We start from the raw sequence: 13,081 nt of genomic DNA on the forward strand, positions 1-13,081 counted from the left end.
CGACCATCATCCAGTGGCTCGCGGATGCGAAGTCCAGAAAGCGGGCTGACCTATGCACACGACCGATTCAAACCATTTCTTGACTGATCGGTAAACTATAGGTCTAATCCTGCCTATGCATTGCGTTGAAGGACACCAACCATGAGCGGAAGGCCCAAGGAATACGACGACACCGCCGTCATTGATGCCGCGATGGATGTGTTCTGGACGAACGGTTTTGAGGCCAGTTCGACCCAGGAACTTTGTGAGCGCACAGGCTTGGGGCGCGGCAGTCTCTACCATGCCTTTGGCAGCAAGCAGAACCTCTATGAGCAGGCGTTACGTCGCTACCAGGAGTTGGGACTCAAGGCGCAGACCGAAATTCTCAACGGCCCTGGCACTGCCAAGGAACGCTTGCAGGCGCTGCTGCAATGGGGAGTGGATGGCGATCTAGATCCTGAAAAGCGCCGCAGTTGCATGGCGTTGTTTTCGGTCATGGAGCGCGGCAGCAAAGATCCGGTGATCGACCAGATCAACCGTGCCTATGTCAACAGACTGGAGGCGGTTATCTGCCACGTCATCGCCGTCGGCCAACGCAATGGAGAGTTGGCCGATGATCGACCTGCATTGGAGGTCGCGCGCGCATTCTTGGCCAGCTACTACGGGCTGCGCATCCTCGGGCAATCCATGCCGGATCGCGCTTTCCTGTCCGATGTGCTGCAAGGGACGATAGCCAAGCTCTGAATGTCGAAGACGGATTGCCGGCCCGCAGGTCGGTTATTTTTGGCCTATTTTGTACCGAACGATAAACTTTAGAAGGAGTTTCCCATGCCATTGGTGGTTTACATCCTGGGGTTGACGATCTTCTCGTTGACCACCTCGGAATTCATGGTCGCGGGCATGATGCCGTCGCTGACGCAAGCGTTTGGCGTGTCGGTGACGCAGATCGGCTACCTGATCTCGCTGTATGCGATCGGCATGGTTGTCGGTGGGCCGCTGCTCACCGTCGGCCTGCTCAAGCTGCGCGTCCCCAACAAACAGGCGCTGCTATGGCTGCTGGGCTTCTACGCAGTCGCTCAATCGGTGGCCGCGTCCGCAACCAGCTACGACATCATGGCCGCCGCCCGGGTTGCCACGGGTGTGGCCGGTTCGGCGTGCTTTGGCGTGTCGCTGGCGATCTGCGCCGAGATCGTAGGTGCCGAATCACGGGGACGCGCGGCGTCCATCGTGGTCGGCGGACTGATGCTGGCAACGGTGCTGGGCGTGCCCATTGCCACCATCATCGACCAGCACTGGGGCTGGCGCGCGAGTTTCTGGCTGGTGGTCGCTTTGGCCGTGCTTTGCGCCACGGTCATCACGTTTCTGGTGCCGCGTTCCAAGGCTGCCGGAACAGTCAGTCTGGGTGCAGAACTGGCGGAGTTCAAGAACCGACACCTATGGGCGGCCTATGCCACCAGCGGTTTGATTATCGGCGCGACGTTCGCGGCCTTCAGCTATTTCGCCCCGATCCTGACCGAAGTGACCGGCTTCGCTGCCGCCTCGATCCCCTGGCTGCTGGGCGTCTATGGCGCAGCGAATGTTGTGGGGAACATGGTCGTCGGGCGCTACGCGGACAAGCACACCATGCCGATCATGGTGTGGGGCCTGATCGTGCTGGGTGCTGCCTTGGCGGTGTTCTCCATCTTTGCTCAGAACCAGGTTCTCAGCCTTGGCGCGCTGATCGTGATTGGTCTGGTCGGTGTTCCGATGAATCCCGCCATGATCGCCCGCGTCATGAAGACCGCTCACCCCGGTGCGTTGGTCAATACCGTCCATACGTCTGTCATCAACATCGGTCTTGGCGTCGGTGCGTGGGTCGGTGGCTTGGGCATTGCGGCCGGCTACGGGAATCGCTCGCCGTTGTGGGTCGGTGTCGCATTGGCGGTTCTCGGCCTGCTCAGCCTGTTGCCCTATCTCGGACGGAAAGCCGCGAGCCGCGCGCTGACTGTCGGCCAATAGCATCCCTTACGGTCGACTGTGAGCGGCCGAGCAGAGCCGCGTGTACCATCAGACTTTGCCCGCCCACGCCGCATTCGCCCGTGGCCAGGATGGCGGGATGCAAGGCGTTTCGCCAGGGTGACACTGCTTTCGCTGACACCGTGACCCAACGGATGACTGGCCGACAGCACAGCGCTCCGGGCATCGCATCCCAGTATCGCCGCGCGCAGTCGGTTTCTACGCCAGCCGAAGCATCGGCTGACTGTCCTTCAACGAAAAACACACCGCCATAACGACTTCATGCAGGTTCTCCGCGGTCACAGCGTCGACCGGCGCAAGGCCCTTGAAGTCATCGTGCGGCTGGGAAAGCGCACGGTAGATTTCCCATGAGTCCGCCTCGCGTGCGAACTTGAGTACCGCCTGGATCAGCTTGTGTTTCAGCGGCGTGAAATGCCAGTCCGGAACGCGCTGCCCCAGGTTGCCGAGGCTGAGTGCCAACATCTTGCGTCCGCTGATTTCGTAGCTTATCCATCGCCGCGACTTGCCAGCCATCTTCGCAAAATCGGCTGCGGAAAGAAGGTGTGGCGAATTGAAGATGTCCAACCGCTCCAGTTGCTCGCGCTGGCTTTCTGACAAGACCGGTGGTGTGCGCGGTCCCGTGATAGCGGACAGTCGATGCACGGAGTCCGGCAGCGTCGGCATACCCGCTCCAGGCTTCGAGACCAACACGATAGGGGCAGGCGGAATTGCGGCTTCAGCACCCTCTGGCACTTCATCAGGCACCTCCGGGACACCTTCCAGATGAACGGTCAGGTGCATGCTCGCTGCCTCGACCTGATGCTGCTCGAACAGATCAAGCCGATCAGCCCAATCCTGCATCATGCGTCGGCGTTGCTCCACGTATTCGGCGTGGTTGTAGGCGGCGCTCACCTTGTCGGGATCTGAATGCGAAAGCTGCGCATCGACCCAGACTTTCGGATACCCGATTTCATTCAGTGCGGTCGAAATCGTCGCGCGGATACCGTGTCCCGTCAATTGATCGGTGTAGCCCATACGCTTGAGCGCCTGATTCAAGGTGTTCTCGCTGATGCGCTTCTTCAGGTCCCAGCCATGGGAGAACAGGTAGCGCTGTGCCGGCTTGAACTGCTCCAGCATGTGCTGGACGATCTCCATGGCCTGTGCCGACAGAGGCACAATGTAGGGAGGAATATCACCAGGCCGCTTACCCTCCTTGCGCATCTCAAGCTGCAACTGTTTCACGACCTCCGGGGGGATGATCCATAGGCCTTGGTCAAGATGGAACTGATCCGGTGTCGCCAGGCGCAACTCCCCGGTACGCACCCCTGTCAGGAACAACAGCCGCAGCCCGAGTTGGGTCTGAAGACGTCCGTGATACTTGCGCAGCCTTGACAGCATCGCCGGCAACTCATCCATCCGCAGGAACGGATTGTGACGAACAGGGGGCATTGGCAGCGCCACCACATCCAGATCGAACGCGGGGTTCTGCGGCAAGCCGGGCACGATGATCAGCGCGTAGCGGAACATCTGCCTGAACCAAGTGCGTACCTTCTCTGCCACGCTGAGGGCCTTCCGCCGTTCGATCTTGGCAACGACCTCCAGAAGGTCGGGCCGCTGAATTTCGTAGACAGGGCGTTTTCCAAGCGTCGGCAGAATGTCTTTCTTGAAGATGCGAAGGATCTGCGTCAGCGTGCTCTGCCGTCCCTCCTTGAGGACAAGCCTGCGGTGCTCGACCCATTTGTCGAACACGGCCTGGAAGGTGTGTTCATCGGCCAGTCGGACGGCCTGCCGCTTCTGTTTACGATCCGCTCGGGGATTGATGCCCTTGGCCAGCAGAGCACGAGCCGCATCGCGAAGGCCGCGCGCTTCCCGAAGGCCAACTTCCGGGTAGGTGCCCAACGACATGCGCTTCTGCTTGCCAGCCCAGTAGTAACGGTAGTGCCAAGTCTTGCCTCCGGTCGGAGAGACCGCGAGGGAGAGGCCATCGATGTCGCTGATAGTGTAAGCCTTGCCGGTCGCCTTGGCGTTCCGGGCGGCCATATCTGAGAGTGCCATGCTCCAGCTCCTGAACTATGAGTCAGGACTAGATGCTTGTCTCGTTGACCTCGCTCCTCCAGCAACAATCCGGAAAGCGCCTCACCCGTATTCATGGACTTAAAAATGGACTTAAAAGTCCCGGATGTTGGCGGTTTCCAGTGGACGTCACTGGAATGAAAAAAGGGCCTTTCGGCCCTGTTTTCAATGGCTTGCAGAATTCAGTGGAACTCTACAGAACCTAAATTGGAGCGGGAAACGAGACGTTTACTAGGGCAGTAAGTCGTTGATTCCCAAGCTCTTTCTTCGCCGAGGTGGCCAGCGAAGACCTAGATTGTAGCCTATTTTTTCGTCCCCGCCAACAAAGATCGTCCAAAGAGTTCCACTGGCATCCATAGACCCACACCCAGCACACCAGACCCGCAGTCGTCACAACGTCATCGGCGACGGTCTCGAACTGGCCGCCCGTGCCCCTGCTCTCAGTTCCCGCATCCGCTTCCGCGATGACGCCCAGGCCGATCCTCTCGGTGCCGGCCCAGTTCGGATGCCATCTACGAGCCGCATGCAACGCGCATTGCATTGCCCGTCTGCGCAAGCAAGTCACGCAGGAAGAACGCGCACCCTAGCCGTGGCGCGTCAGCACGCGATTCTTTATCGGTATATCAGGATGCCAGGGCGGGTATGACAGGCGTGGATTCGCCCAGTTTTCCTAGACCTTGGACAACGACCACCATCTCGTCGCGCCTTGTGAAACCGCTGGCATATAAGGCCATACCGAGACAGATTTGCAGAATCCGCAACTTATTACGACGCTGATAGCGTGAGCGTCACTGTCGAGCCTACGTCCCGATGCTCGACCTTCTAGCGGCCGATGAATTTTTGCACATTGGGCACATGACAGCCACCGGTAAAAGCGCACTGGTGAGAAGTGCTCAAGCACCCATAACGGACCGGGCCTCGGGGCTCGTTTCCTACACAGACAACTGCCCGACCACGGGGTCGGCGTCAAAGGAGTCGGCCATGTAGTTCTTCTCCTGGAAGGAGACGGAGCATGCACGAGAACAAGAATGATGCACCAACATCAAAGGTGTTCTACCGCCCGATCGAAGCGTCCATCCGCTGGGCTGGGCTGCTGCGATACGAGCAGGTGATCCTGGCCTCGGTTTTATCGCCAAGGAATCTGCCACAGTCGTTGGATTGCCCGCGCTGGGGCGAACTGCGGCTATACACCGACCGAATCTACGACGGCATCCTCAATGGGGAACTGCCCTTCGGGCAGAACGGCATCACAACACGCGATACCGCACTGATCGAGTCCCTTGATCTGACGGTTCGCCACGTCGATCTGAAGCGATGGATGCGCCAGCACTACCCCGAGCAGCGGCCCGGCTTTCTCTTCTCTCGCAGCGAACGCATCGCCCATCCCGTCATCTCCCTGGAGACCGGCCAAGCCATGCTGGTCGAGCGATTGGCCCTCAAATCCGCTCTGGAGCAGTGCAAGCGCCAAATGCGCGAGCTGCAAGAACAGCACGACGCGCTACTCAAGCAGTCCACGGTCATTCCCGCCTGCGCGCAATGCCCCATCAGCGACCGGGCCGAGGCCACCTACCTCCACATCATCGGCACCATGCTGGAACTGATGCTCGGCCAATCTCCGTCGGGCACACCGTATTCCAGTTTCAATAGCCAGGAGGCTATCGCTACCGCGATGATCGCGCATCACGGCGAACTCATGGGCATTACCGATCGCACGCTGCAAGCCAAGTTTGCACAAGCCCGCCGCAAGCTGCGGGCCGCCGTTTCCTGATATTTGCAAGCCCGAATCTGCGGTCACGGAAACCGCATTTACGGTGGCCTGAGACAGAAGTCGACATTTGAATAGGTGTCACGCCAACAAACGCCACTGAGCGTTCAGGAGTGACCGCCATGTCGCAGATACCTGTACTACCGCCCAACGAGCGCCGCATCTTGCGTCTCGATGAAGTCGAGGCCAAGTCCGGCTTCAAGCGTGCCCACATCTACAACCTGATGCGTGCCGGCAAGTTCCCCCAGGCGCTGCGTCTGGGCGTGCGTGCAGTGGGCTGGGATTCGGTCGAGATCGACCAGTGGATCGCCGAACGTCTCAACAATCGCACCTGAGCGGCTCTCCCTCGGAATTCCCTATCCCTAGACGGAGAGCGCCATGCAGGTTGTATCCATCATCTCGACCAAGGGCGGCGTCGGCAAAACGACCACCGCAGCCAACCTCGGCGGTCTTGCCGCCGACGCGGGCTTGCGCGTACTGCTGCTCGACCTCGACGTGCAGCCCACGTTGTCGTCCTATTACGAACTGGCCCACCGCGCGCCCGGTGGCATCTACGAGCTGCTGGCCTTCAACGAGCGCGATCTCGACCGGCTCGTGTCCCGCACGAGCATCGCGGGCCTGGACCTAGTGCTCTCCAACGACCACCGAGGCGAACTGAACACCTTGCTGCTGCATGCGCCGGACGGGCGCCTGCGGTTACGCCATCTGTTGCCGGTGCTGGCGCCTCTCTATGACCTGCTGTTGATCGACACCCAGGGCGCGCGCAGCGTCTTGCTGGAGATGGCCGTGCTCGCGTCCGATCTTGCGCTGTCGCCCGTGACCCCGGAAATCCTCGCGGCCCGCGAGTTGCGGCGCGGCACCATGCAGTTGCTGGAGGACATCGCGCCGTACCGACACCTCGGCATCGAACCGCCGCCGCTGCACCTGCTCATCAACCGCGTCCACCCCGTGTCCGCCAACGCGCGGCTGATCCAGCAGGCCCTGCGCGACCTGTTCCAGGAGCATGCTGGCATCCGTGTGCTGGCTACTGACGTGCCGGCTATCGAAGCCTATCCGCGCGCTGCGACCCGCGGCCTGCCGGTGCATCGCGTCGAGTACCGACAGCCACCGGGCAGAGTCGCGCCAGCCGCTCTCGACACCATGCGCGCCCTTGCCAGCGAGTTGTTCCCGCAATGGCAGGATCAATTGGCCTTCGTGTCCGGCCGCCAGCAGCGTCCTTCTGAGACTGGGAGGCAGCATGGCAAGCGCACATGAACTGGCCCGCGGCCACAAGCGGCTACGCGTCCTGATCGAATTTGCGATCAGCGAAGGCTGGCACGTCAAACGCACACCGGGTGGACACCTCAAGTTCACCAAGGTCGGCTGCGCCGCGATCTACACCAGCTCGACCGCGAGCGACCACCGGGCGACCCTCAACGCCCGCGCGCAGATCCGCCGTGCCGAGCGCCAGGCCCAAGCCCAGGCCGCGAGCGTAAAGGAATGCGGCCATGGCTGATATGAGGTCCCAGGACATGGCTGGCAAGCTGCTTGCCGCCGGGTTCGAACGTAGCGGTCCATCCGCCACCGCCTTGAGCGACCCGATTGTCGACACGCCGATGGTCGTGACGTTGGACCAGTTGCGTCCCTACGATCACGATCCACGCAAGAAGCGCAATTCCGCCTACGAGGAAATCAAGGCTTCCATCCGTGAACGCGGCCTGGATGCGGCGCCGGCCATCACGCGCCGTCCAGGCGAAGATCACTACATCATCCGCAACGGCGGCAACACGCGGCTGGCGATCCTGCGTGAACTCTGGTCGGAGACCAAGGACGAGCGATTCTTCCGCATATCGTGCTTGTTCCGCCCCTGGCCCGCACGTGGCGAGATCGTCGCATTGACCGGGCACCTTGCGGAGAACGAGCTACGCGGCGGCCTGACGTTCATCGAGCGAGCCCTCGGCGTCGAGAAAGCGCGTGAGTTCTACGAAGAGGAAAGCGGCACCACGCTGAGCCAGTCCGAACTGGCTCGCCGCCTGGCCGCCGATGGCTACCCGGTACAGCAGTCGCACATCAGCCGCATGGTCGATGCGGTCCGCTATCTGCTGCCCGCGATCCCGACCGTGCTCTATGGCGGATTGGGCCGCCACCAGGTCGAGCGGCTATCGGTCATGCGCAAGGCCTGTGAGCGCACCTGGGAGCAGTACGCCAAAGGCCGCTCTCTTCCTCTGGATTTCGACGGCTTCTTTCAGGAAGTGCTGTCGCAATTCGACACGCAGGCTGACGAGTTTTCGCCGCAGCGAGTGCAAGACGAGCTGATCGGCCAGATGTCCGAATTGCTGGGCATCGACTACGACGTCCTGGCGCTGGACCTGACCGAATCGGAGAGCCGTCACCGTGCGTTGGTCAGCGACCCGACGCCGCCATCGGCGCCGCCCGCATTGCCTGAGCCTGGGGCCATCGCGCGATCGCCGGTTGAATCAGCACCATCCACTATCACGCCTGCACCACGTCCAGGCCATGCAGCGGCCGCGCCTACGCGGCGCGAGGACGACACGGCCCCGAGGGAGGCCTCCGCGGCCAGCCCTACGGCAGGGGTCGGCGATTTGCTTCAGGAGCACATCATCTCCCCGGCACCAACGACGGAGCGGCTCCAGTCCATCCAGCGCATGGTCGCCGATCAGTTAGGCGACGCGCTACCGCCCGATTTCTCAGCCAACGTATTGCAGTCGATTCCAGTGCAGGCCGGTGGCCTCTATCCCATCTCGGACATCTGGTATATCGACCCTGGACTGGATACGCCCGATCGGCTACGCATCCACATCGCGCAGTTCGCGCGCGAGATCGCAGGCGAGGCCGAGCTGGACGAGTACGTCGCGGATCGTCCCGATGGCATCGGGTTCGCGTGCCGCGCCCAGGCACGGCCTTCGTCGCCCCTGGGACGCGCCGTGCTCGCGCTGCTGGTTTCTCTGGCCGGTCAGACGCCGGCCGACGTCGGCTTGGACAGCGGGCAAATCGTCACCGACCTGCCGGCACTGCTGCACGGCCAGGACGATGCGGCCTTGCGATTGAGCGACACCGCGCTGGTCAAGCTGTTCCGACTGCTGCGGTTGGCCCGACGCCTCCTGGACCTGGAAGCCGGCGCTGTCGGTTCTGGGACCTGAACGAGGGTTGCCAGCATGTCCGCACCGAACCCACTCAATCAGGCCGTCCTCGCCCAGGCGCTCTACGACCTGCGCAACGGCCAATTGCGTCGATGCAAGGCGATGGGGTTCGGGGAGGAAGAGTTGGATGCGCTCAAGCATCCAGCGCTCATCAGCGTATTGGCCAATGCCAACGTCTCCTGGTGCTCTGTCTCCGTGAACCGCGAAGTGCTCCGACGCTTGCTCAAGCAGGCGCAGGACGTGGAGAAGGAGATCGCCACCGTCGATCGCATGCTGCGCCTGGGCGCCAGTACGGAAATGGTGAGTCGCTTCTACGGGCTTACGCATCAGGAAGTCGCGCTACGACGCGAAGTTCTCGGTCTGCCCAAACGCAAGGGGCGCCATCCGGTTCTGGACGAGGAGCAGGACACGGAACTGTGGCGGCGCTGGAAGGCCGTGACCAGCAGCAGGAATGTCGATCTGGAGGACGAAACCTCGGTCCTTGATGCGGCAATGGACCTCGCCGAAGGCATGGAACTGCCGCTGTCGGTGGTCTGGGCTGCGATCAAAGGCTGGATCGATCAAGGATTGGGTTGAGTTATGGCCGTGGATGACTCAGCACCACGAGCATCACGCCATGGCCCCGTCGCCCTCGCTGATCTGTTCAACAGCGCGCTGAAAGACCTTGCGCCCAAACCCCGGGCGCCCGCATCCGCACCTGCATCTGCACCGTCGCCTGGGTCAACATCTGGTGACGGTTTCCTTTTCAGCGGCAATCGTCACGAGAGCGTGCCGCGGCGGCTCTTTCTCGACCGACGCCTGACACCGCTGGAGCGCAATGCGTGGCAAGTGTTTCGGATGATGCTCAACGAGGATGGCGTCACTGCGTTTCCGACATATGAGCAACTTCGGCCATGGCTCGCGTCAACACCCTGCGCTGGACAAGCCTCCCACGAGACCGTCGCACGCGCGCTGACGCTGTTGCGCCTGACACGCTGGTTGAGTCTCGTGCGGCGCAGACGCGACCCCAAGACCGGCCGTATTCTCGGCAACCTCTATGTTCTGCACGACGAGCCCTTGACTCCATTCGAGGCGATGCAGCTCGACGCAGACTACTTGCAGCTCGTCAGCCAGGCTCTGGGCCACTCGGCCAAGGCCGTTCAGGTCGTGGGTCTGCACACCCTCAAGGAGATCGCCGAAGACCCGTTGCTGTCCGGCCGCACGCTGCCCTCGCGGCTGCAGGTCCTTGCCGAACGCCTCGCCAGCCAGGGCATCGGGACGCAAGAGAGTTATCCACAGGAGGACATGGTTCACGATTCCGAAGAAGGGGCTCCAAGCCTTCTTCGGAATCCCGAGCACCCGTCTTCGGAATCCGAAGCAGGGCCGAAACCCGCGTCAGACGGCTCTCTTCGGAATCCGAAGCAGGACCGTACTGTACGTAGTAGTCGTATTAATGAAGTACGTACTACCGCGCGCGAGCGTGGGCAGGTGCGCGCGATGCAAGGTGTCCGCTTGCCTGATCGCTTCCTTGGTTTGAAAGAAGAGCAGCAGGCCGGGGCGATGGTGGCATTGCAGCAGGTCGATGTCCCGCTGCGTCAGGCCGTGCTGGACGAATGGGCCGATCGTTGTCGCGGCAACACCATCCGCAACCCGGCCGGCTACCTGTTCGGCATCATCCAGCGCGCCATCCGTGGCGAGTTCAACGCGTGGGCCAAGCAGGCTGGCGCGACAGCACCCCCCACCGCCGCGCGAGATGCGCCGTCTGAGGCACCACGCAATGTGGTTCCACCCGAGGTGGCCAAACAGCACATCGAACGGCTGCGTGACCTTCTGCGCAAGAGCTGATCGTTACGAGCGGCATGGTCATGAAGCAGACATCCGTGGCCGTCAGTAGAGCTATCCCCAGGGGATAGATGTAATGCAAGGCGTAACGCCGACAGGTACGGCCCGGTACTTTCGTCCACCGCACTGCGATGGCGCCGGTTTCAGGAGCGACGCTGACATTCGCGCGAACAGTGCTCCATGGCGTTTGATGGAGCTATCCCCTGGGGATAGCTCGTGCCTCGGGCTGGCACTGCCATGACAACCGGGGACTGATTCATTTCGGTTTGTTGACTGACTGCCTTCCGTTGCGTGTCGATCCTGACGGCTCCTTTTCCACAGCGGGCGGTCACCATGGCAACCAACGAACCTTTACAACTCAATCTCGGCTCCTTGCGCAGCGCGATGTCGCTGACGCTTCACACCCACCACGCCTCGCGCATCTGGCATGGGCGTGCCGCCGCTGAGGGGCGGCCGGGCATTGTCGGGCTCAACGGCTACATCGCCGTGATGAACAAGATGAAGCGCGGATCGGAGCAAGACGACCCGTACAGCGACTGGTGGATGTTGCGCATCGAGGAAAAGCTCGACCAGACCAAATCCACGCTGCAATCGCTGCGCGAGCAAGTTGACCAGGCGCTGGCCGGCGTACCCGCAGCATTGAGCCTGGGCGAAAACCTCAACGTGCAGCCGGTGAAGCTCCCCTTATTTGTGAACGCGCAGCTCGGCTTCGCGGCGGTCTATCTCCTGGCCGACTACGACGACATCGCCCGCAAGTTGATCCTCGCCCATCACACCGCGCTGATCGATCGCTCGACATTGGAGCGATGGCTCAACGAAGGCGCCCACGCGCTGCGCAGCCTGTTCAGTCTGGCGCAGCAGTACCGCTACTCGGGCTGCACCCGGGACGACTTCGCGGCCAAAAATGCCGCAGCACGGGCGGCGCTGGAGAAGTTCGGCGAACTGCCCCAGGAGGTGCTCGAAGGCACACGCCGTTCGAAGTTTGCGCCGCCCATCGCGCGCCGTGGCCTGCAACAGCGCAGCGATGGTTCTGCCGCAGCGCCTCCGTCCGGCGATGAAGCCATCACCGCCGAGCCATCCGAAACCGCAGCCGGTGAGGACGAACCGGCATGAGCGATCTGAACCAACCGATCCGCTACTTCCGGGGCCTGCAACAGGAAGCCTTCATGCGGCTGGAACACGCGGCCTCTCTAAAAGGCCTTTTAAAGCCTTTTAAAGGTAAAGGGGACTTCGAGGCCTGGGCCAGCCAGTGCTTCGCCATGCGCGACGAACTGATTGGCTTGGCGCAGCGACAGGTGCTGCAACAGGCAGTCGGGCATCCCTTCCACCTGCTACCCATCGAGCTGGCCCAGCAGACAACTGGCGCGGGAACGACGTTCCTTCGCTGGCGCAAGCACGACCGCTCGGCCATGGGCGTAGCCCTGTGGCAGGAGCTGATGGCGAGCACCAGCACGCCGGCCAACCTGCTGGCCGACCTGCACGCGATCGAGCTGCAGCGCATCACGTTGAACATGCAGATCAGCCTGCTGCACACCTTGGGCAGGCAGGCGCAGGAATGCGCCAGCAAAGCGGCCGAGGCAGACAACGCCTACCTGCGCCGGCTCACGTCCACCCCACCCGCAATGCGCGATCGGTGATTGCGCCAGCCATCCCAGCACGCGCCCGGCGCCGACGAGGCACGGGTATTTCAACCACCACGGAGATCACACCATGAGCACGCATTTTTCTGGCGAAGGCAACATCGGCTCGCCACCGGAGTACCGCGAATTCCCCAATGGCAACGACGAGCCCACCCGCCTGCTGCGCCTGAACGTCTATTTCGACAACCCCGTTCCCAAGAAGGATGGCACCTTTGAGGACCGTGGCGGCTTCTGGGCGCCGGTGGAAATCTGGCACCGCGACGCCGAGCACTGGCAGCGCCTCTACCAGAAGGGTATGCGGGTGCTGGTGATCGGCCGCATGGAGCGCGAGCCTTGGACGGACAACGAAGATCAGCCACGCGAGACCTGGCAAGTCAACGCGCGCAGCGTCGGCATTCTGCCGTACCGCATCGAGTCTGTGGTCCTCAGCCCGAAGCCACAGGAGGCAGAACCGAAGCCGCAGGCCGACCAGGAATCGACCGCGCCGAAAGAGACGAAGCGCAGGAAGTGACCCGGCACGGAGGGCGGCTGCCGCGGTGCTTAGCCGCCCTCCATGTGCCGCGAGCTATCCCCAGGGGATAGCTCCATCAACGTCCACTGACTTCCACGCGTACCCGCGAATCGCCGCTCCCGACCCGCATACCTCCGGCCACTCGCCATCCCCGCAC

Annotated in this window: 13 protein-coding genes; 12 read left to right on the forward strand and 1 reads right to left on the reverse strand. The window is 62.1% G+C overall.

Annotated elements, in window-relative coordinates:
• Window positions 1–141: 141 nt before the first annotated feature.
• Both BPET_RS07260 and BPET_RS07265 read left to right on the forward strand, forming a co-directional pair.
• A complete protein-coding gene (locus BPET_RS07260) occupies window positions 142–723 on the forward strand; it encodes a TetR/AcrR family transcriptional regulator (RefSeq protein ID WP_012248419.1) in 582 nt (193 codons plus the stop codon).
• Window positions 724–807: 84 nt separating this feature from the next.
• Window positions 808–1,977 (forward strand): MFS transporter, encoded by a 1,170-nt coding sequence (locus BPET_RS07265; RefSeq protein WP_012248420.1) that lies wholly within the window; start codon window positions 808–810, stop codon window positions 1,975–1,977.
• A gap of 216 nt (window positions 1,978–2,193) precedes the next feature.
• On the opposite strand, the gene BPET_RS07270 is transcribed toward BPET_RS07265, so the two are convergent.
• Window positions 2,194–4,029 (reverse strand): tyrosine-type recombinase/integrase, encoded by a 1,836-nt coding sequence (locus tag BPET_RS07270; protein WP_012248421.1) that lies wholly within the window; start codon window positions 4,027–4,029, stop codon window positions 2,194–2,196.
• 1,030 nt (window positions 4,030–5,059) lie between these two features.
• Between BPET_RS07270 and BPET_RS07275 the strand changes: the two genes are divergently transcribed.
• The 10 genes from BPET_RS07275 to BPET_RS07320 all read left to right on the forward strand — a co-directional run bounded on the left by BPET_RS07275 (window position 5,060) and on the right by BPET_RS07320 (window position 12,924).
• Window positions 5,060–5,815 carry a hypothetical protein gene (locus tag BPET_RS07275; RefSeq protein WP_003460276.1) on the forward strand — a complete coding sequence of 252 codons (756 nt, stop codon included), beginning with the start codon at window positions 5,060–5,062 and terminating at the stop codon, window positions 5,813–5,815.
• Window positions 5,816–5,934: 119 nt separating this feature from the next.
• The gene (locus BPET_RS07280) at window positions 5,935–6,147 is read left to right on the forward strand and encodes an AlpA family transcriptional regulator (RefSeq protein ID WP_003460278.1); all 213 of its coding nucleotides are present in this window, start codon (window positions 5,935–5,937) and stop codon (window positions 6,145–6,147) included.
• Between the two features lie 43 nt (window positions 6,148–6,190).
• Window positions 6,191–7,066: a ParA family protein gene (locus BPET_RS07285; protein ID WP_011489277.1), complete on the forward strand. Its 876-nt coding sequence runs from the start codon at window positions 6,191–6,193 to the stop codon at window positions 7,064–7,066.
• A complete protein-coding gene (locus tag BPET_RS07290; RefSeq protein ID WP_003460282.1) occupies window positions 7,050–7,307 on the forward strand; it encodes a hypothetical protein in 258 nt (85 codons plus the stop codon). Before BPET_RS07285 ends, BPET_RS07290 begins: the two co-directional genes overlap by 17 nt.
• Entirely contained in the window at window positions 7,300–8,952 is a 1,653-nt protein-coding gene (locus BPET_RS07295) for a ParB family protein (RefSeq protein ID WP_011489278.1), read from the forward strand. Before BPET_RS07290 ends, BPET_RS07295 begins: the two co-directional genes overlap by 8 nt.
• Window positions 8,953–8,967: 15 nt before the next feature.
• Window positions 8,968–9,528 carry a DUF2857 domain-containing protein gene (locus BPET_RS07300; protein WP_011489279.1) on the forward strand — a complete coding sequence of 187 codons (561 nt, stop codon included), beginning with the start codon at window positions 8,968–8,970 and terminating at the stop codon, window positions 9,526–9,528.
• Between the two features lie 3 nt (window positions 9,529–9,531).
• The gene (locus tag BPET_RS07305; RefSeq protein WP_011489280.1) at window positions 9,532–10,776 is read left to right on the forward strand and encodes an STY4528 family pathogenicity island replication protein; all 1,245 of its coding nucleotides are present in this window, start codon (window positions 9,532–9,534) and stop codon (window positions 10,774–10,776) included.
• Between the two features lie 330 nt (window positions 10,777–11,106).
• Entirely contained in the window at window positions 11,107–11,886 is a 780-nt protein-coding gene (locus tag BPET_RS07310; RefSeq protein WP_011489281.1) for a PFL_4669 family integrating conjugative element protein, read from the forward strand.
• A complete protein-coding gene (locus BPET_RS07315) occupies window positions 11,883–12,410 on the forward strand; it encodes a DUF3158 family protein (protein WP_003460292.1) in 528 nt (175 codons plus the stop codon). The genes BPET_RS07310 and BPET_RS07315 overlap by 4 nt, the downstream gene beginning before the upstream one ends.
• 73 nt (window positions 12,411–12,483) lie before the next feature.
• The gene (locus tag BPET_RS07320) at window positions 12,484–12,924 is read left to right on the forward strand and encodes a single-stranded DNA-binding protein (protein WP_011489282.1); all 441 of its coding nucleotides are present in this window, start codon (window positions 12,484–12,486) and stop codon (window positions 12,922–12,924) included.
• Window positions 12,925–13,081: the final 157 nt, after the last annotated feature.

It is taken from the genome of Bordetella petrii (assembly GCF_000067205.1).
GTDB lineage: Bacteria > Pseudomonadota > Gammaproteobacteria > Burkholderiales > Burkholderiaceae_B > Bordetella_A > Bordetella_A petrii.